At 44.2% G+C, this 19,991-nt stretch carries 14 protein-coding genes, 1 pseudogene and 1 riboswitch; of the genes and pseudogenes, 10 read left to right on the top strand and 5 right to left on the bottom strand.

Features of this window, described 5'->3' with window-relative positions; genetic code table 11:
• Entirely contained in the window at positions 1 to 1,287 is a 1,287-nt protein-coding gene (locus tag HGD77_RS03175) for a D-arabinono-1,4-lactone oxidase (protein ID WP_168730673.1), read from the bottom strand.
• Between the two features lie 233 nt (positions 1,288 to 1,520).
• Between HGD77_RS03175 and HGD77_RS03170 the strand changes: the two genes are divergently transcribed.
• A complete protein-coding gene (locus tag HGD77_RS03170; protein WP_138743250.1) occupies positions 1,521 to 3,161 on the top strand; it encodes an acyl-CoA synthetase in 1,641 nt (546 codons plus the stop codon).
• 122 nt (positions 3,162 to 3,283) lie between these two features.
• Here HGD77_RS03170 and trpB read toward each other — a convergent pair whose 3' ends face one another.
• Together trpB and HGD77_RS03160 are read right to left on the bottom strand one after the other, a co-directional pair.
• Positions 3,284 to 4,528, bottom strand: a complete 1,245-nt coding sequence (gene trpB, locus HGD77_RS03165; RefSeq protein WP_138743083.1) for a tryptophan synthase subunit beta — start codon at positions 4,526 to 4,528, stop codon at positions 3,284 to 3,286.
• On the bottom strand, positions 4,509 to 5,153 hold the full coding sequence (locus HGD77_RS03160) for a phosphoribosylanthranilate isomerase (RefSeq protein ID WP_005103301.1): 645 nt from the start codon (positions 5,151 to 5,153) through the stop codon (positions 4,509 to 4,511). The genes trpB and HGD77_RS03160 overlap by 20 nt, the downstream gene beginning before the upstream one ends.
• Positions 5,154 to 5,298: 145 nt before the next feature.
• A riboswitch (cobalamin riboswitch) is annotated at positions 5,299 to 5,510 on the top strand.
• A gap of 37 nt (positions 5,511 to 5,547) precedes the next feature.
• Between HGD77_RS03160 and HGD77_RS03155 the strand changes: the two genes are divergently transcribed.
• The 6 genes and pseudogenes from HGD77_RS03155 (at position 5,548) to HGD77_RS03130 (ending at position 12,755) form a co-directional block, all read left to right on the top strand.
• On the top strand, positions 5,548 to 7,371 hold the full coding sequence (locus HGD77_RS03155) for a TonB-dependent receptor plug domain-containing protein (RefSeq protein WP_138743082.1): 1,824 nt from the start codon (positions 5,548 to 5,550) through the stop codon (positions 7,369 to 7,371).
• A gap of 102 nt (positions 7,372 to 7,473) precedes the next feature.
• Entirely contained in the window at positions 7,474 to 8,058 is a 585-nt protein-coding gene (locus HGD77_RS03150; RefSeq protein WP_005107832.1) for a cob(I)yrinic acid a,c-diamide adenosyltransferase, read from the top strand.
• A 142-nt stretch (positions 8,059 to 8,200) separates the two neighbouring features.
• Positions 8,201 to 8,913 (top strand): annotated as a pseudogene (locus HGD77_RS03145) (glycerophosphodiester phosphodiesterase).
• Between the two features lie 440 nt (positions 8,914 to 9,353).
• Complete coding sequence (locus tag HGD77_RS03140) at positions 9,354 to 10,520, top strand: acyl-CoA desaturase (protein WP_168730672.1); 1,167 nt, start codon at positions 9,354 to 9,356, stop codon at positions 10,518 to 10,520.
• Between the two features lie 132 nt (positions 10,521 to 10,652).
• On the top strand, positions 10,653 to 12,098 hold the full coding sequence (locus HGD77_RS03135; protein WP_168730671.1) for a protein adenylyltransferase SelO: 1,446 nt from the start codon (positions 10,653 to 10,655) through the stop codon (positions 12,096 to 12,098).
• Between the two features lie 18 nt (positions 12,099 to 12,116).
• Complete coding sequence (locus HGD77_RS03130) at positions 12,117 to 12,755, top strand: hypothetical protein (RefSeq protein ID WP_168730670.1); 639 nt, start codon at positions 12,117 to 12,119, stop codon at positions 12,753 to 12,755.
• A gap of 44 nt (positions 12,756 to 12,799) precedes the next feature.
• Here the strand turns inward: HGD77_RS03130 and HGD77_RS03125 are convergent, their stop codons facing one another.
• Both HGD77_RS03125 and baeS read right to left on the bottom strand, forming a co-directional pair.
• Positions 12,800 to 13,486: a response regulator gene (locus tag HGD77_RS03125; RefSeq protein ID WP_004278304.1), complete on the bottom strand. Its 687-nt coding sequence runs from the start codon at positions 13,484 to 13,486 to the stop codon at positions 12,800 to 12,802.
• Between the two features lie 13 nt (positions 13,487 to 13,499).
• On the bottom strand, positions 13,500 to 15,152 hold the full coding sequence (gene baeS, locus HGD77_RS03120) for a sensor histidine kinase efflux regulator BaeS (protein ID WP_168730669.1): 1,653 nt from the start codon (positions 15,150 to 15,152) through the stop codon (positions 13,500 to 13,502).
• A 135-nt stretch (positions 15,153 to 15,287) separates the two neighbouring features.
• Between baeS and HGD77_RS03115 the strand changes: the two genes are divergently transcribed.
• From HGD77_RS03115 to HGD77_RS03105, 3 genes are all read left to right on the top strand, one after another.
• Positions 15,288 to 15,881 carry a hypothetical protein gene (locus HGD77_RS03115; RefSeq protein ID WP_138743080.1) on the top strand — a complete coding sequence of 198 codons (594 nt, stop codon included), beginning with the start codon at positions 15,288 to 15,290 and terminating at the stop codon, positions 15,879 to 15,881.
• A 301-nt stretch (positions 15,882 to 16,182) separates the two neighbouring features.
• Positions 16,183 to 17,985 carry an acyl-CoA dehydrogenase C-terminal domain-containing protein gene (locus HGD77_RS03110; RefSeq protein WP_004278309.1) on the top strand — a complete coding sequence of 601 codons (1,803 nt, stop codon included), beginning with the start codon at positions 16,183 to 16,185 and terminating at the stop codon, positions 17,983 to 17,985.
• 168 nt (positions 17,986 to 18,153) lie between these two features.
• The gene (locus HGD77_RS03105; RefSeq protein WP_168730668.1) at positions 18,154 to 19,935 is read left to right on the top strand and encodes an acyl-CoA dehydrogenase C-terminal domain-containing protein; all 1,782 of its coding nucleotides are present in this window, start codon (positions 18,154 to 18,156) and stop codon (positions 19,933 to 19,935) included.
• Positions 19,936 to 19,991 lie beyond the last annotated feature (56 nt).

The following is a 19,991-nucleotide window of genomic DNA, read 5'->3' as shown; positions in this document are numbered from 1 at the left end:
TCATTTCCCAGATAAAAACAATTCTTTTAAATATGGATTCAGCCATTTTTGCTGTGGATCCAATTGCTGACGTAGCACCATGAAATTATCCCATTTCGGGTAGAGTTCGCGCAGCGAGGCTGCGCTCATACTATGTAACTTGCCCCAATGCGGTCGTCCCTGATATTTCTGTAAAATCGGCTCGACCAGATCAAAGATCGCGTGGTAATCCTGTTTATAAAATTGATGAATCGAAATGGAGACCAAATCACGCTGATAAAAAGGACTTAGCCAGATCTCATCGCCTTTGACATAACGAAACTCGATCGGGAAAAACATCGGCACCTGATGTTTACGTAAAATATGCAGAATCTCGTCCAGACACTGCAAGCCTGAATCAACCGGAATCTGATATTCCATTTCATTAAATTTGGTCTGGCGCGGGGTCGGAAAAATCCGGGATGACCAATCTACATAGCAAGTCGATTTAACAAACACACTCAGCAGTTTTTGCAGATAGGGATTTGTCTTTGGGAAAAGTCGCGTCAATTCCGAACATACGGTTAATAAAGTATCTTCCGAAGGCCAGCTTTCCTGTCTCGGCTGAATGTCATCCTCCGTGTCATCCAGGGTTTTCAGTATCACCTGATCGGCATGCAGAAAAGCCCAAAACTCAATATGTCGGTGCTGATGTTTCCATTGACCAATATGGGTAAATATGTCTTTTAATGAACAGAGCTGGATCTGTTCTTTTAGTTTATATCGTGGTCGATTTTGCAGGGTGATTTGGGTCAATATGCCTAAGCTGCCCAATGCCACCCGTCCAGCCTGAAATATCTCAGCATTCTGCTCACGATGACATTGCAACAGCTCTCCATCCGCGGTCAGTAATTCAAAGCCTTCCACGAAAGCAGAGATGCAAGGTAAATCGATGCCCGTGCCATGCGTTCCGGTAGAAATCGCTCCGGCCAGACTTTGCTGGTCTATATCGCCCTGATTGATTAAGGCCTGATTGATCGGTACCAGATCTTTCCCCAAATCATATAAACGCGTCCCGGCCTGCACGGTGCATTGTGTTTTCTCTTGATTAAAAGCAACGATACCTTTGAACTGATCGAGATTAAGCAAGATTTTATCCGTTTTAGCGAGTGGACTGAAGGAATGTCCTGCACCCACTGCACGAATGTTTGCCTGCGACTTCAACAGATCTTGTAATTCATTGATATGTCTTGGTTTAAATATCTGAGCTGCACTGGACTGGCTGCCTGACCAGTTTCGCCAGATCTCATCCGCCTGTTGTATTTTCATTATTCTTCCTTGGCTGATATTATTTTAATCGCTCAATTAGAGTAAAATACCTAAAAAATCAAATATGGGAACCCATGCGTTCAAAACATTTAAGTGTCGTTAAATATTTTCATTAATATTCAATCACTTAAAATTTGTAAAATCGTACTCGACTAAAGCATAAATGCAACACTCATGAGAAATACATATCTTTTCAACAGGATATGAAAATAAATATAGAATGGAGTTTTCCAATGGTTAGCGCATATGATGAATTACCGCGTACCTCTGCAAATTTTGTAGCCTTATCACCTTTACGCTATCTTGATCGTGCAGCTTATATCTATCCCAATCAGAATGCGATTATTCACGGTAAACGCCGGATCACCTGGCGTGAGAAATACAATCGTTGTCGTCAGTTTGCCAACCAACTCCAAAAACTAGGTATCGGTAAAAATGATACCGTGTCTGTCCTGCTGCCTAACGTCCCTGCCATGATCGAAGCACATTTTGCTGTACCGATGGCAGGTGCAGTCCTGAATACTTTAAATACCCGTCTCGATGCCAAAACACTGGCTTTTATGCTGGAACACGCTGAAAGCAAAGTGCTCTTGGTCGATCCTGAATTTACCGCACTTGCGACTGAAGCACTTGCCTTGGTGTCACAGGATATTTATGTCATTGATGTGGCCGATGCAGAGTTTGAAGGTGAAGATAAGCGTATTGGTCAAATCGAATATGAAGACTGGATTGCGCAAGGCGACGCAAACTTTGAATGGCATTTGCCTCAAGATGAATGGGATGCTATCAGCTTAAGTTATACCTCCGGTACCACCGGCAATCCGAAAGGCGTGGTCTATCATCATCGCGGTGCCTACATTAACGCAGCCAGTAATATTATCGCCTGTGGCATGACACCACGCGCTACCTATTTATGGACACTTCCGCTGTTCCACTGTAATGGCTGGTGCTTTGCCTGGACCATGGCGGCCAACGGTGGAACCAACGTTTGCTTGCGTAAAGTTGATGCTGAACTGATCTTTAAACTGATTGCCGAACATAAAGTCGATTACTTCTGCGGTGCACCAATTGTCTTGTCAATGCTGATTAACGCACCTGAAGAGAAAAAGACCAAAATTGATCATCGTGTCGAAGTGATGGTGGCGGGTGCCGCACCTCCAGCAGCAATTATTGAAGGCATGCGCAATATCGGTATTAACGTAACGCATGTTTACGGCCTGACAGAAACCTACGGTCCTTCTGCACTGTGCGCATCCCAAGCCGGGTGGAGTGATTTATCTATTCAGGAACAAGCACAGTTGCACTCCCGCCAAGGCGTACCTTATCCATTGCAAGATGGCATGAAAGTGCTTGATCCGGATACCATGCAGGAAGTGCCACATGATGGTCAGACCATGGGTGAAATCATGTTCCGTGGCAATATCGTGATGAAAGGTTATCTGAAAAATCCTGAGGCGACCGCTGAAGCCTTTGCCGGTGGCTGGTTCCATACAGGAGATCTGGCAGTTTGCCAACCGGATGGCTATGCCAAAATTACCGACCGCTCTAAAGACGTGATTATTTCCGGCGGAGAAAATATTTCTTCACTTGAAGTGGAGGAAGTGCTGTATCAGCATCCGGCGGTGCTGACTGCGGCGGTAGTCGCCAAGCCTGATCCACGCTGGCAGGAAGTTCCTTGTGCCTTTATCGAACTCAAAGAAGGAATAACAGCTTCGGAAGAAGAAATTATGGAATTCTGCCGTGAGCATCTGGCCCGTTTTAAAGTGCCTAAGGATGTGGTGATTACCGAAATTCCAAAAACTTCGACCGGAAAATTGCAGAAATTTGTTTTACGTGAGTGGGCCAAAGAGCGTGCGCAAGGTGAGTTCTCTTAACGCCATCCAGGCATATTTTTTCAAAATCTACTCAATAAAAAATCGTGCTAAGAAAACTTAGCACGATTTTTTAACTTACCCTCTCCCAAACCCTCTCCTATAAGGAGAGGACTTTAAGGAACTTACATCTCAACCATTTCTACGCCATCAATGCGTGCCACAGTCATCAAATCTTTATCACCACGACCTGAAACCGTCGCAATAATAATTTGATCTTTATCCATGGTCGGTGCAAGTTTAGTGACATAAGCCATAGCATGTGCGCTTTCTAACGCCGGAATAATGCCTTCAATCTTGGTCAAGTCGCGGAAACCCTGTAAAGCTTCCTGGTCATTGATCGGTACGTATTTCACGCGATACATATCTTTCAGGAAACTATGTTCCGGACCCACACCCGGATAATCCAGACCTGCAGAAATTGAATGCGTTTCGATGATCTGGCCTTGTGCATCCGACATCAGGTAAGTTCGGTTACCATGCAGGACACCGACATGACCGGCATTCAACGGCGCAGAGTGCTTGCCTGATTCAATCCCATGACCTGCTGCTTCAACGCCGTACATTTTCACGTCTTGATCGTTCAGGAATGGATAGAACAAGCCCATTGCATTGGATCCACCACCGACACATGCTACCAGTGCATCTGGCAGACGGCCAGCCTGTTCCAGAATCTGACGGCGTGCTTCACGACCAATGATCGACTGGAAATCACGAACCAACTGTGGATATGGGTGTGGACCTGCCACAGTACCAATCACATAATAGGTTGAATCAACATTGGTCACCCAATCACGCATGGCTTCATTCATGGCATCTTTTAAGGTTTTAGAGCCACTTTCTACCGGCACAACCGTCGCACCTAATAAACGCATACGGTAGACGTTCATCGCCTGACGTTTTACATCGTCTGCGCCCATAAATACTACGCATTCAAGACCTAAACGTGCTGCAATCGTTGCCGTTGCTACACCGTGCTGGCCTGCCCCTGTTTCGGCAATAATACGTTTCTTGCCGGAAAGCTTCGCCAGCAAAGCCTGACCGATTGTATTATTTACTTTGTGCGAACCGGTATGGTTCAGGTCTTCACGTTTCAGGTAAATCTGTGCGCCACCCAACTCTTTCGACCATCGTTCAGCATGATATAAAGGACTCGGACGACCGACGTAAAACGCCATGTCACGGTCAAATTCTGCCAAAAACTGCGCATCATCTTTCATACGGAAATAGAGCTTTTCCAAGTCTTCTAAAGCCGCCATGAGTGTTTCTGACACAAAACGTCCGCCATGAATACCGAAATGCCCGCGTTCATCCGGGAATTGGGTATAGTCAACTGCCTGACTGTTCTGGCTAGTACTTTGCTGATCCACGATGGACTCCTTGCATAAAGCGTTCTATGAGTTGTTGGTCTTTAATACCTTTTGCGGACTCGACACCGCCACTCACATCGACGGCATACGCCTGTGTGGTGAGAATTGCCTGTTCAATATTGTCAGGATTTAAACCGCCTGCCAAGATCAAGGGAATATTGAGTTTGGGAAATGTGTCCCAATCGAAGCTGTGCCCTGTGCCACCTTTCAGATCAGGATGCCATGCATCTAATAGCACTGCGCTTGCGCCTGCATCTTGATAACCTTGAATTTCTGCGACTGCATCCAGATCAGGTTTTACCTGAATGGCTTTATACCAACGGCGTCCGACCTGCTGGGCGATAGCCTGACACTGTTCAGGTGTTTCATCGCCATGAAATTGTAAAATATCCAGCGGTATTTTATTTAAAATCGCCTGGATTTCATCTGCGTGACTATTCACAAATAAACCCACCGCCTGTACATAAGCTGGAACCGACTGAATCAGGATTTCAGCCTGCTCTAAAGTGACATGCCGCGGACTCGGTGGATAAAATACAAATCCTATCGCGTCACAGCCAGCATTGGCTACGGCATGTACATCTTCAACTCGGGTGATTCCACAAATTTTGGCACGGGTTCGCATATTATGTTGGCTCTAGATCTACCAATGTATTGAACAATCTGTAAGATTGGGGCAAATCATTGTAATGCAATTTTTCTGACTTGCGTAAAAGTTCATCCGGATTATTCTCTATGCAGATTGTATATAACTCATACTGACTTTATACTGCGCTCACTTTGCAGCAAGTCCAAGCCTTCAGGCTTTAGGGAAGCTGGTGTAAATCCAGCACTGCCCCCGCAACGGTAAAAAATGAAACGTCTATCAATTTAAACTCTTCGGTTTACACCACTGCATCTTGATGTGGGAAGGTGGATATACAGCAAAGTCGCTGCTTTGCACATTTAAGTCCGGAAACCTGCTTGTTGTGTTCTATAACTCAATCATTCACGGGGAAGTGAATGTAGGGAGCTTTAACATGTCACTTCATTGTCAACCTACTGCCTTGGTAGGTGCGATCGCACTTGCGTTGGGTACCACTTCATCTGTTTTTGCTAACGAGCAAGAAGTTGCGAAAGCATCTTTAGATACCATTGTGGTCACGGCATCACGCAGCGAACAAAATATTGAAAATGTGCCGATGCGTCTAAATGTGCTTGATGAAAAAACGATTCAACAATCTCCTATTGCTGACTTACCTTCTTTATTAACGAAAGAAGCAGCGCTATCAGTCAAACAAGTGGGTGGCTATGGTCAACCAGCTTCAATTTTCTTACGTGGCAGCAATGCCGCACATACCTTAATTTTACAAGATGGTATGCGCTCCAATACCGCAACTGTTGCAGGTACAAATTTACATTTAATTGATACGACAGACATTAAGCAAATTGAAATTCTAAAAGGCCCTGCATCGGTACAATACGGTACTGATGCAATTGGAGGTGTAATTCAACTCATTTCCAAAACACCGACAGAAAATAGTGCGTTTACAACGGTCGAAGTCGGTGAAAAAAATACCTACAAATCACTTGTCGGTATTGATGCTGCTGAAAATGGCTATTACGCCCAAATTCGTGGGCAACGCCTAGAAACAGATGGTGACCAAATTATTAGCAATCAATCTAAAAAAGCAGGTTTCGATCAAAAAGGCTATTCAGCGAAATTAGGCGTTGATCAAGACAACTTTGGATTGTCAGCGGAATTTAAAGAAAATGAAGGTCACGGCGACTACTTCTCTTATGGTGCACCAGAAGCTTATGATTTCACCAATCGCCTTTATAATATTAAAGGTTATTTTAAGCTTAATCCAAATTTAGTGTGGGAAACTCGCCTATCAGAATTTGAAGATGAATACGTAATTGTACAAAGCGCTTATCCATCGACTGTAATCACTGAACAACAAGAAATAGATTCCAATATTCAATGGCAAATCAACGCCGAGCATAAACTTCTTGCGGGTGTACATTACAATAAGACAGAAGCTGAAAGTTTAAACACCTTTAAAGATGAAAATGATAGCACTGGCTATTATTTACAGCACCAATATCAAAATGATGTCATCAGCACCCAAGCGGGTATTCGAGTTGAAGACAATCAGCAATTTGGTACACATAGTGTAGGACAACTCGCTGTTCGACATACCCTAAGCCATACATCAAGTATTTATGCCAATGTCGGAACAGCATTTCGTGCCCCAGTTGTCGGGCAAATTATTAGTGAACCCGCTTGGTGGGGCGGTAATCCTGACCTACAACCAGAAGAAAGTGTATCTTATGAAATTGGTTTTGATCATCTAATCACCCCATCAATGACATTATACGGTTCTGCTTTTCAAACCCAAGTCGACAATATTATGGTCTCTAACGGAGATACCAACTGGGTATTTGAAAATATGGACAGCGCCACCTTTAATGGTGCTGAATTGGGTTTAAAATTGACACAAGATGACTTCTATGCCAATGCTGAATATGCGTATATTCAAGCTAAGAACGATGATAAAGATAAAGATTTGCCAAATCGCCCACGCCAAAACTTCAACCTAACCTTGGGTTGGGATAATGGTCAGTATGGTGCGTCCACGTCTTTAGTAGCTAAAGGTAAATCTAAGGAGGATAAAGGCCTTATTCCAGGCTATGCAGTCATTGATATGAATGCCTATTGGCAAGTGAATCCTCACTTAAAAACCTTTGTGAATATTCGTAACCTAGGTGATACCAATTACAAAACAGCATTTAATGATGCCACATCTTATTACATTGCCAGTGACCGCCTCGCTTCTATTGGAATCACTTTTAAATACTAAGCTCTAAACAGCAAAAAACTTTAAAACAGCGCAGTTTATGGATAATGTTATGACCGACATTATCCTTTTTTATTATCTTCATTAAAAATTCAAGGAACACATATGGGCCACCGTTTAAGTAAAATCTACACGCGCACAGGCGATTCGGGTACTACAGGGCTTGGTGATGGCTCACGCGTTGCCAAAGATGACTTGCGTATTACCGCGCTGGGTGATGTCGATGAACTGAATGCCGTGATTGGCGTATTACGTGCACAAATTTCAGCAAGTAACATTGAAGATCAAGCCGCTTGGGATAAATCTTTAAGCCTGATCCAACACTGGTTATTCGATCTTGGTGGTGAAGTCTGTATTCCAGGTTTTAATCTGGTGCAACCGGTATCAATTGAGTTTTTAGAAAATGATATCGACCGCATGAATGAAGCGTTGCCGATGTTAAAAGACTTTATTCTGCCTGCCGGAACGCTGGTGTGCAGCTTTGCCCATCAGGCGCGTGCAGTCTGCCGTCGTGCAGAACGCAGCGTAATGTCGGTACATCACCGTGACCAAAATATTCAGGCAGCGTCACTGCAACTACTTAACCGTTTATCGGACTGGTTATTTGTAGCATCACGCACCCTGCAACGCGCTGAAAGCGGTTCCGAAGTGCTGTGGCAAAAAAATATCAATGACAGCATCGAAAAGTAAAATTATGTTTCAAGTTAGCATCTAAAAATACACGTCAGATGTCTCTTGATTTTACAGAGCATCTGACGAAAATAGAAAGTGTCATCCTTCTGTCACGTAGCCCTCGCAAAATGAACTTAACTTTCCCACTCATGAGCATCTTATGCGCATAATTGGTCATCGTGGTGCACGTGGTGAAGCCCCTGAAAATACCTTGGGCGGTTTTCAATATATTCAGGAGATCGGCATTCGCGCCGTTGAGTTTGATGTTCGTCAGCTCAAAGACAATGCCTTAATCATCATGCATGATGATGACTTTGTGCGTACCACCGGTTTGCAGAAGCATCTATACGAGTGTAACCGTCAAGATCTTACCCAATATAATCACGCAGTGGCCTGGTCAGAATGGAATAAAATCGAAGCGACCCCACTGCTCGATCAAACCTTAAATGTCATTCGAAATTTCGAGCATATTGAAGTCGAAATTAAAAGCGTAACATCTGAAGCAGCAGCTGAGAAAATCGCGTTTGAAGTCGAACAGCAATTACAAGGCTATGAGCAGGCAGCCATTATTACCAGCTTTGATGCCAAAATTCTGGATGCATTTAAACAGCAAAACTCACGTTTAAAACGCGGTTTATTGATTGAAACCGATGTCAAACATCAGGCCATTGATCAGGCGCTGGAACTTGGATGCTGTCATATTGGCTGGATGGATGAACTGGCCAGTAAAGACCTGATTCAGGCCACTCAGGCTGCCGAGTTGAATATCAGTGTCTGGACGGTCAATGATGTCACCCGTGCCAAACAACTGCGAGACTGGGGGTTCAGGGGCTGATTACCGATTATCCAAAATTGATGCTACAACAACTCTAAATAATCTCTCTTAGCCTTGATTGATCTAGGTATTTCTTGATCCAGTTCATTTCGATAATGCAATAATGAAAGTGTGAATCTTCCTTAATCAGATTTTATTTGAAAGTGAAATGAAGTTGTCCAACCTCTATATTCTGCAAATTCCCTAATCATATTGTAGAAATTATGAACAACGATTTTCATCTGATTCATTCGGTTTCCATTTTCTGAAAGAGTGATAATCCTCAGTCACTTAGTCGGAAATCAGAACCCGTCTACGCTCGCAAAATGGTCACTTCTGCCCTACTTATTCTGTTACCGACAAGTACAATACAACCGTACAATAATGCTAGTGATGCCTTAGGGCACATGCTAATATGGACAAGATAGGCTGCTGTTAAAACCAACAGTAGTTTCTGCTTTTTGTTATACCTTCCGAGGTTCTAGGAGTGCTGTTGGAGATGAATGCTCCCTTACCCAAAGCCCCCATCAACTGGATTGCTGTGTTTGCATTGGTATTTTTACCGATTGTAGCCCTGATCGCGATTCCGTTGTATGCGTATCACCATGATTTTAGCGCTGCCGCTTGGATCAGTATGTTTGTTTTACTGGGCGTAAGCAGCCTCGGCATTACAGCAGGATACCATCGCCTGTGGGCACATCGTGCTTATGAAGCCACTTTACCATTGAAAATCATCTTGATGATTATGGGTACATTTGCTGTACAGAATAGTATTTTATTCTGGGCATCTGGTCACCGTACCCATCACCGTCATGTCGATGATGTTGATCAAGATCCGTACTCGATCAATAGAGGTTTCTGGTATGCACATATTGGCTGGATGTTACGTGATTATCCATCAGGTGCAGCCAACTATAAAAATGCGCCAGATCTGTTAAAAGACAAAGTGGTGATGTTTCAGGACAAATACTACGTTCCTTTAGTGATTGCTGTTCATGCCACGATTTTATTGCCAATTGGCTGGGCAGTCGGCGATGTCTGGGGCGTATTGCTGTTGGGTGGATTAATGCGTTTAATCCTGAGCCATCATGTGACCTTCTTCATTAACTCATTGTGCCACATGTGGGGAAATCGTCCTTATACCGACGAAAATACTGCACGTGACAACTTCGTACTCGCGGTTGCAACTTGGGGTGAGGGTTATCATAACTATCACCACATTTTCCAATACGATTACCGTAACGGCGTGAAATGGTGGCAATACGATCCAACCAAATGGTTGATCTGGACTTGTTCTAAGCTTGGTTTAGCTAAAAACTTGCGCCGTATTCCTAGCTTTAATATCAAAAAAGCGGAATTGGCAATGAAGTTTAAATATGCTGAGCAGGATCTTGCGGTGTATGGTCATGATGTTTCTGAAGACATCTCGGCGGTAAAAACCAAGATTGCACAGGAATATGATGCATTTACCCAAACTTTAAATGACTGGGCAAAGCTGAAAGAACAGGAAATTCAGGTCAAGAAAGCATCGATGGCTGAAAAAATCCATCAGATGGATGACAAGCTGAAAGTTGAATTCCAGCTGGTTGAACAGCGTCTTTCCCATCATCGTCAAACCTTGAATCTACTGGTTCGTAATCTGAAAAAATCTGCAGTTTCTCAATAAAAGCTGTTGAACATTAAAGCTCCGATTGGGGCTTTTTTTATGCCCGAAAGATAACGTGAACTCTCGCTTATACAACAGTTTTATACATCTATCTTTGTTATAGTTCATGTATTCCAATCCTGTACCGATGCCATGTATTTTAACTCTCGCTATCAAACACTACCTGCTCGCCTCTATCACCATCAAATTCCGCTTCCATTAAAAGGTGCAAAAGCCGGACATTTTAATGCAGCATTGGCAGAACAGCTGCAATGGTCGGACGAAGACAAGGCGCAATGGGTCGAGATTTGTAGCGGTCAGAAAGTCTTTGCTGAGTTTGAACCTTTAGCTATGGCCTATGCAGGTCATCAGTTTGGGCAATGGGCAGGACAATTGGGAGATGGTCGCGGGTTATTGATTGCACAGATTCTAAATCAGGATCAGCAGACCATTGACCTGCATTTAAAAGGTGCTGGTTCAACGCCTTATTCACGCATGGGCGATGGTCGTGCCGTACTGCGTTCAGTTATTCGTGAGTATCTGGCGGGCCATGCCTTAAATGCCTTGGGTGTGGCATCCAGTAATGCAGTCGGTTTTACTTCATCAATGCAAGGTATTCAGCGTGAGAAGCTAGAGCCGGGCGCGATGATGCTGCGTACTTCTGACTGTCATATCCGTTTCGGGCATTTTGAATGGATCAATCAGTATCAGCCAGATCTGCTGGCTGAATTTACCCAGAAATGTATCGAATGGCATTATCCGGAATGTCTGCAAGCCGAACAGCCGATTCTGAGCTTTGCCACCAAAGTTATTCAGCGCACTGCGGTGATGATTGCCAAATGGCAACTGGTCGGTTTTGCACATGGCGTGATGAATACCGACAACCTGAATATTACCGGTTCAACTTTGGACTTTGGTCCTTATGGCTTTATGGAGCGCTTCCGTCCGAATTGGATCAATAACCACTCGGATTATCAAGGTCGTTATACCTATCAGCAGCAGCCGAGTATTGGGCATTGGAATTTGTGGCAATGGTTAAACAATCTGGTCCCGCTCTGCCCTACAGATTATGACAAAGAACAATGGAAACAGGATTTAGCTGCATGTCTGGAGCATTATGAACCAACATTCTTGGAACATTATAAACATGGTTTAAACCAGAAAATGGGCTTGCCAAGTTTCCATAAAGACAGTTTTGACTGCGCTATGGCCTTTCTGCGAATTTTGCAAAGTGAGCAACTAGACTATACCCAGAGTTTTATCGGGTTGCAAAATAAAGACTATGAAGCCCTTAAAGATGATTGTCTGGACCGACGCCAGTTTGAAGCATTCCTGGCGCAATATGGATCTATCCGTGAACACCAGGATATAGAAGAATTGGATGCCGCCATGCAACTGGCCAATCCGCATTATATTCTGCGGAATCATATGGCACAGAAAGCCATTGAACTGGCAGAGCGGGATGATTTTTCTGAAGTAGACCGTCTGTTTAAATTACTCAGTCAGCCTTACCTGAAACAGCCCGATTTGGAACAGCCTGAAGATTTAGCGCCATTGCCAAGTGATGTGCCTGAAGTGATGGTGAGTTGTTCGTCTTAATAAATAGACTCAAAAAACATGCAAAAAATTGATCAAACTAAATTGACACATGAAATTATTGAAACAGCATATAAGCTGCTTACTCACAAACTCGCATTTGGAGGATTAATTACACATAACGAAAGTGCTTTCCAATTAGAATTAGGACATATTTTAAAAACACTTGGGCAGTTGTATGAGTTTAGGTTAAGCGACAAATTCCATTTAGAGTTTGAAACATTTTTACCTTTAAAAACAACGAGTATTAAGAGTCAATCTGAGCGAGCAAGAATTGATATTTTAATTCGTTATCAAGATGGTGATCATCAAACTTGTGCTGCTATAGAACTAAAATTCTTTAAGAAAAGTAACCATCGGGAACCTAACAACCGTTACGATGTCTTTAAAGATCTTTCAAATTTAGAACTTTACAAGAGAAATGGAATCGACATTTGTTATTTCATTCTCGCAACTGATCATGCCCACTATTGCAACCAAATAAAATATTCGGATGATACCCGTGATTTTGATTTCAGGCATAAAAGTACGTACAAAGAAGGAACGTTATTAAGTTATAGAACTCCTAAGCCTTACGGAAACGATATTACACTCATGCAAGACTATGAGTTTTTATGGGACCAGATTAACGATTTATATTTTCTGAAAGTACAAGTTTAAATAAATGTGGATGGTTAATAATAACATCCACATTTATTTTTTAATCAATCTTCAGGATATTCAAAACGGTAGCCCACACCATACACCGCCTGAATCCACTCATGACGGTTACCGGTTTCAGCCGCATCTGAAATCTTACGGCGTAAATTCTTGATATGACTGTCAATGACACGGTCAGCCACATCAAAACTGTCCGGATTAATATGATCCAGCAATTGCGCACGTGAATATACCTGTCCGACATGTTCCAGGAATAACTCCAGTAAACGGAATTCGGTCGGCGTTAAATTCAAGGCTTTTTGTTGATACCAGATGCGCTGTTGTGATTTGTCCATACGGAATAAATCATTGCTTTCCGGTTCTGATTTACGATCCAGACGACGTAACACGGCCTGTACACGCGCGACCAGTTCTTTCGGACTAAATGGTTTACAGAGATAATCATCTGCACCCATATTCAGACCCAACACACGGTCAATTTCTTCAGTACGTGCAGTCACCATAATAATCGGTAAATCTGACTGTTCACGTACCTTACGGCAAATGGTCAGGCCGTCCATACGCGGCACCATCAAGTCCAGAATCATCAGACTCGGTTTACGCTGGGTAAAACTGTTATATGCTTCCTGCCCATCATGAAACATACTGACCTCAAAACCAGCAGCTTCCAGATAGTCTCGCACCAACTGTGCAAGTTCGATTTCATCTTCAACCAGCATGACATGTTTCATCAATCTATTCCCTTCATGGTTTCATTTGTTTAGGAAAGCTCAGCTTGCATCGTAAACCACCCAGTGGTGAATGTGCAAAGCTTAAGCTGCCGCCCAGCGCCTGCGTAATTTTACATGATAATGCCAAACCCAGTCCGGTTCCGCCAGTCGCTCGGGTACGCGAATCATCGACACGGTAGAAACGCTCACCAATACGCGCCAGTTGTTCATCAGTCAGACCAAACGGACTATCATCGATATATAAGGTCCATTCTTTATCATCTTGTGTCGTATGAATATGCACCTGCCCGCCTGCTTCAGTATAGCGAATACTGTTACTGAGCAAGTTCGCCACAATCTGTTTAAAACGATCCAGATCCAGATTTAACTCAGTCCCCTCACCGTCTGCATTGACCGTCAATTCAGCCTGCTCAAAATTCGGCTGGAAGTTGATGAGTTCCTGCTGCACCACCTCCCACGGATTCACCGTCGAAAAATAGAATTGTAATTGCTGGGCATCGACCTGTGCCAGCGCGGCCAGATCTTGGGTCAGTTTTTTCAGGCTATTCACCTGAGCCAACATGGAAGCAAAATGTTCAGGCGTTGGTTTACGGATTCCGTCCTGCATCGCTTCAATCTGTGCTTGCAACACTGCCAATGGGGTTTTTAACTCATGCGAAGTATCTGCCACCCACTGACGGCGTGAGGTTTCATGCTGATCCAGAATCACCGCCAATGCATTTAATTCATTGGATAAATCACCTAATTCATCATTCCGGTTCACTTTAACCTGATATTGATAATTTCCTTGGGTCAAGGCACGTGTGCCATTGAGCAGCCGTTGAATCGGCTTTTTGAAATAAGTCGCCAATAACAGGGACGCAATCAGACTCGCCAAAATACTGAGTGCATAAACCAGAAATAAATAACGCTTCTGGTTACTAAAGAAATTGATACTTAAGGCATCATCCTGATCCAGAACCGGTTTTAAGCCCAAATAGCCGACAATCTGGTTATTCACCATAATTGGGCGATAAGAGACCTGCTCATCCGAAGCCTCACCGACCACAAAACGACGCTTGGCATCATATAGAGAAAGACGTGAACTGAGACCAAGACGGTCCGGCATCTGGATAAACTGTTTTTTGCCAGTCGGTTGCTGTGCTGGCTGTTCACCATTCTTGCGATCGGTTCTGAACAGATTCTGATTGGAACTGAGCGGGAATTTTAAGCCTTCAAAGGGCTGAAACTGGGACGGCAAATTAGATGCCAGCACCCGTAACTCTTCTTCATTGACCTGACGTTGTGGTAACTCTGGATCCACCATACTCGGTGCCACTTGAGCCAGGGTCTGTTCCTGAAAATAACGCTGCTGCAAGGCAATATCATACTGACGGCGCAGCCACCAGCGTGATAATCGGTCATAATCATCTGGTGCGGCTTCACCTTCCATCTGGAGAATCTGTGCCTGAATCGCGTTGCCCCAGTCCTGATAGACCGCATAGACATCTGCCAGATTTTCAATCACATAATCCAGCTTCTGCATTTCGACATCGGCGACATAACGGGCGAAATTACGCTGCATATTCAGATGCAATACACCCAGGCTCACTGTGGTAATGACCAACGTGGTCAACAGCACGGTCAAAAATAGACGTAATGCAATGGGAATACGGCGAATGTTCAAAACTAAAATCTCAATTTTTCTTCTATATTCATTATTGTAGCGAACACCGCAGCAAAAAACTCTTCATTGTTTCTTCATCTTTATTGTTTAATCTTTATCTGACATAGAATCAGCTTCTTGACGGGGATAAATACAATGCAAACCATGACAAAAATAGCTTTAATCAGTGCAAGTGTTTTATCAATGGGTGCGTTGACTGCCTGTCAATCCACCAGCAATGTGCCAAGCAATGATCATCCCCACATGATGAAACATCATGAAGGCAAAAAACAGCATCTAACTCCCGAACAGCGTGAGCAGTTTAAGGCAAAGCGTGCAGAACGCATGCAGTTTGCCAAACAGCTTCAACAGGCCTGCGACAATAAAGCTGTGGGCTCGGCCGTTCAAATCAAGACTGGCGATAAAACCATAGACGGCACCTGCAAGATGGTCTTTAAAGCAGATCGTAAAGAGATGAAAAGCCATCGCGACATGAAAGCTGAGCATCGTCCAATGCGTGCTGATATGCGTAGAGGCATGATGCACGGTGAAGTCTTGACGGATGCCAAACGTGCAGAATTGACTAAACAGTTTGATCAGCGCCTCGCTCAACATCAGGCACATCAACGAGCCATGCTGCAAGCCTGTCAAGGCAAAAAAGACGGGACTGCTGCACAGATCAAGATGAGCGAACAAACTATCAATGGCAAATGTCATGTCCGTTTCCAGCCCACAGCCTCTACCTATTAATGCATAGGAATCAAGGCTTCACGACTAGCACCTTCGGGTGCTTTTTTATTGCGTGCTCTTTCATGCATACAGTTGACTATTCGTTTCCTGCAGAATATGGCTAAAGTCTTTATACTCAAGACCTTTAATGCGTCATGCAGATTAATCTTTGACTTTACAGTCACCAAGAAAACACCCCGAAAAGCTTGTACCGCAGGGGAAGTTGTTGCACGATTAGATCATTCCAAACCGTGTCAGTGAAGACAGGTTTTAGTTCATCTAAGATTATAACGCTGGTTCAACCAGTATTGAGGAAACCGATATGCCACAATACAAAGCGCCTTTACGTGATATGCAATTTGTGTTGCATGAATTATTAAATGCTGAACAACACTATGCAAATCTCCCTGCATTCCAAGAAAACGTAAGCCGTGAGCTGGTAGATCAGTACTTAGAAGCTGCGGCTGACTTCTGTGAAAACGAATTGTCTCCGATCAACCAGACCGGTGACCGTGAAGGCTGTACCTGGAATGACGGCGTTGTTACGACTCCGACTGGCTTTAAAGAAGCGTACCAAAAATACATCGAGCTTGGCTTCCCTTCTCTTTCTGCTGAAGAACAATACGGCGGTCAAGGCTTACCGAACTCTTTAGGTATCGCGATTTCTGAAATGGTGGGTACTGCGAACTGGGCATGGGGCATGTACCCTGGCCTGTCTCACGGTGCGGTTCGTACTTTAGAACATCATGGTTCAGCTGAACAAAAAGACGCTTACCTGCCTAAACTGGTTTCAGGTGAATGGACGGGTACCATGTGCTTAACTGAATCTCATGCGGGTTCTGACTTGGGTATTATCCGTACTAAAGCTGAACCACAAGCGGACGGTAGCTACGCAATCTCTGGCGAGAAGATCTTTATCTCTGCTGGTGAACACGACATGGCAGAGAACATTATCCATATCGTACTTGCTCGTCTGCCAGGTGCACCGAAAGGTACCAAAGGTATCTCATTATTCATCGTGCCAAAATTCAACCTGAATGCTGACGGTTCTATTGGCGAGCGTAACGGCGTACGTTGTGGTTCGATCGAACACAAGATGGGTATCCATGGTAACGCGACTTGTGTCATCAACTTTGACAATGCTAAAGGCTTCCTGATTGGACCTGAAAACCGCGGCTTGAACTGCATGTTCACGTTCATGAACACAGCACGTATCGGTACAGCAGTTCAAGGTCTTGCAGCATCTGAAGGTTCATTCCAAGGCGCGCTTGCATACGCAAAAGATCGTCTGGCAATGCGCTCTCTTTCTGGTCCTAAAGCACCTGAAAAAGAAGCAGATCCAATCATTGTGCATCCTGCGGTACGTAACATGCTTTTAACTCAAAAAGCATATGCAGAAGGTGGTCGTGCACTGGTTTACCTGTTAGCACAATATGCTGACGTGGTTGAACATGCTGCAGAAGAAGCAGACCGTAAATTTGCAGACAACATCCTGTCATTGCTAACACCAATCGCAAAAGCATTCCTGACTGAAACCGGTTCTGAAGCTGCGAAACACGGTGTTCAGGTATTCGGTGGTCATGGCTTTATTTCTGAGCACGGTATGGAGCAGATCGTACGTGATACACGTATTGCTTGCCTGTACGAAGGTACCACTGAAATTCAGGCACTAGACTTGTTAGGCCGTAAAGTATTGGGTACGCAAGGTGCAATGTTGAAAGACTTCACCAAGATCATCCATAAATTTGCTGAAGCGCACAAAGACAATGCTGCAATGAAAGAATTCGTTGAACCATTGGCTGCCTTGAACAAAGAATGGGGCGATCTGACCATGCAGATTGGTATGCGCGCGATGCAAAACCCTGAAGAAGTGGGTGCGGCTGCAGTCGATTACCTCTACTTCTCTGGTTATGTCACTCTAGCTTACCTATGGGCACGTATGGCATTGGTTGCTCAGGAGCAACTGGCTGCGGGCACCACTGAGGTTGATTTCTACAATGCCAAAGTGACGACAGCACGCTTCTACTTCAAGAAAATCCTGCCACGCGTTCGTTCACACGTTGAAGTGATTGCGACAGGTGTAGAGCCATTGATGAACCTGGATGCGGAACACTTTGCATTCTAAGTTAGTCTGAGACTAGCTACATTTCAGAAAAAGGACGGTCAATCAACAGGCAGTCCTTTTTCTTTATAAAGAGTTACAGAATTAACCTTTAGTCGTCTAACATTCAGATTTTGAGTGTTTTAGACTGATTAAAACTCATTTAATCAAACAATAAACAGGTGACACACCATGCCAATTTATAACGCGCCACTTGCCGATATGAAATTCATCCTGAACGATGTCTTCAATGCAGAACAATTCTGGCAGGCCAATGAAAATCTAGCGCATCTGGATGCTGCGACAGCAGAAGCGATTCTTGAAGAAATGGCAAAATTTTCGCAAAACGTCATGCTTCCACTGAACCGTACAGGTGATGAAGAAGGCGCAAAAATTGAAAATGGCAATGTGACCACACCTGCTGGCTTTAAAGAAGCGTTCAAACAATATGCAGAAGGCGGCTGGATTGGTTTGGGCGCAGATATGGAATGGGGCGGCCAGGAAATGCCGAAAATGCTAACGGTACTTTCTGATGAAATGCTGTTTGCGACCAACCCGTCTTTCATGCTGTATCCACTGCTTTCTGTTGGTGCGGGCATGGCGCTGAACAGCTACGCTTCACAAGCACAAAAAGAAACCTATTTACCTAAAATTTATTCGGGCGAATGGTCAGGCACCATGTGCTTAACTGAACCACACGCCGGTACTGATCTGGGTATTATCAAGACCAAAGCTGAACGTAATGAAGACGGCACTTATAGCATCAGCGGCACCAAGATTTTCATCACGGGTGGTGATCATGATCTGGCTGAAAACATTATTCACCTCGTTCTAGCGAAAACCCCAGATGCGCCTGCTGGCTCTCGTGGTATTTCCCTATTCATCGTACCTAAATTCCTGGTCAATGAAGATGGCTCTATCGGCGAACGCAATCCGGTCGGCCCAGGTTCAATCGAACACAAGATGGGCATCAAGGCATCTGCGACTTGTGTGATGAACTTTGACGGTGCGAAAGGTTATCTGGTTGGTAAAGAAAACGAGGGTCTGGCTGCGATGTTCGTGATGATGAACTACGAACGTCTATCGATGGGTATTCAAGGCCTAGGCGCTTCTGAGTTTGCTTACCAAAATGCTGCGCAATATGCGACAGACCGTTTACAGGGTCGTAGTGCGGCTGGCGTTCAATCACCAAACAAACCTGCAGACAGTATTCTGGTACATGGTGATGTACGCCGTATGCTGCTGAATGTGCGTGCCAACAATGAAGCTTCGCGTGCCTTTGCAGTTTATGTAGGTCAGCAACTGGATATCACCAAATTCTCTACTGATCCTGAAGCGGTGAAAAAAGCCAATGACCGCGTTGCGCTATTAACACCAATCGCGAAAGCGTATCTGACCGATACCGCATTCCAGGCAACCTTAGATGCACAAATGGTCTTCGGTGGTCATGGCTATATCCGTGAATGGGGCTTGGAGCAATGTATCCGTGACCTGCGTATTTCCCAGATCTATGAAGGCACCAACGGCGTACAGTCACAAGATTTGATCGGCCGTAAAACCATTAAATGTGGCGGCGAATATATCTCTGAATATATCTCTGAAATCCGTGACTTTGCCAATAGTCTGGATGCAGACCTGAACTTCATTAAAGATGCCACACTGGATGCAGCGACTGAAGTTGAATCAGTGACTCAGTATATTCTGGAAGCAGCAAGAGAAAGTCATGACTTTTCGAATGCGACCGCAGTCGACTATCTGCACGCTGTAGGTCTGTTGAGTTTCTCTTATATGTTTGCGCGCATTGCCAATGCAGCGAAAAATAAAGAAGGTGAGTTCTATCAAAATAAACTCGCTCTGGCACGTTATTTTGTACAACGCATTCTGCCTGAACTGGCATTACGCATTACTAAAGTGAAATCAGGTTCTGACGTCATCATGAACTTCTCTGAAGATTATTTCACGACTCAAGCTTAAGCTGAAAATCTGCAATAAAAAACGCCTGCATCAGCAGGCGTTTATTTATGAAAATG

Origin of the sequence: Acinetobacter sp. NEB149 (assembly GCF_012516415.1) — a bacterium.
GTDB lineage: Bacteria > Pseudomonadota > Gammaproteobacteria > Pseudomonadales > Moraxellaceae > Acinetobacter > Acinetobacter lwoffii_V.
Note: the sequence above shows the minus strand (reverse complement) of the source record. Positions and strands in the feature narration are given on the sequence as shown.

Excerpts from the sequence above, each read along its gene's own strand:
- HGD77_RS03175 (WP_168730673.1), bottom strand. The coding sequence starts at position 1,287 with ATGAAAATACAACAGGCGGATGAGATCTGGCGAAACTGGTCAGGCAGC.
- HGD77_RS03170 (WP_138743250.1), top strand. The coding sequence starts at position 1,521 with ATGGTTAGCGCATATGATGAATTACCGCGTACCTCTGCAAATTTTGTA.
- HGD77_RS03160 (WP_005103301.1), bottom strand. The coding sequence starts at position 5,153 with ATGCGAACCCGTGCCAAAATTTGTGGAATCACCCGAGTTGAAGATGTA.
- HGD77_RS03155 (WP_138743082.1), top strand. The coding sequence starts at position 5,548 with ATGTCACTTCATTGTCAACCTACTGCCTTGGTAGGTGCGATCGCACTT.
- HGD77_RS03150 (WP_005107832.1), top strand. The coding sequence starts at position 7,474 with ATGGGCCACCGTTTAAGTAAAATCTACACGCGCACAGGCGATTCGGGT.
- HGD77_RS03140 (WP_168730672.1), top strand. The coding sequence starts at position 9,354 with ATGAATGCTCCCTTACCCAAAGCCCCCATCAACTGGATTGCTGTGTTT.
- HGD77_RS03135 (WP_168730671.1), top strand. The coding sequence starts at position 10,653 with ATGTATTTTAACTCTCGCTATCAAACACTACCTGCTCGCCTCTATCAC.
- HGD77_RS03130 (WP_168730670.1), top strand. The coding sequence starts at position 12,117 with ATGCAAAAAATTGATCAAACTAAATTGACACATGAAATTATTGAAACA.
- HGD77_RS03125 (WP_004278304.1), bottom strand. The coding sequence starts at position 13,486 with ATGAAACATGTCATGCTGGTTGAAGATGAAATCGAACTTGCACAGTTG.
- HGD77_RS03115 (WP_138743080.1), top strand. The coding sequence starts at position 15,288 with ATGCAAACCATGACAAAAATAGCTTTAATCAGTGCAAGTGTTTTATCA.
- HGD77_RS03110 (WP_004278309.1), top strand. The coding sequence starts at position 16,183 with ATGCCACAATACAAAGCGCCTTTACGTGATATGCAATTTGTGTTGCAT.
- HGD77_RS03105 (WP_168730668.1), top strand. The coding sequence starts at position 18,154 with ATGCCAATTTATAACGCGCCACTTGCCGATATGAAATTCATCCTGAAC.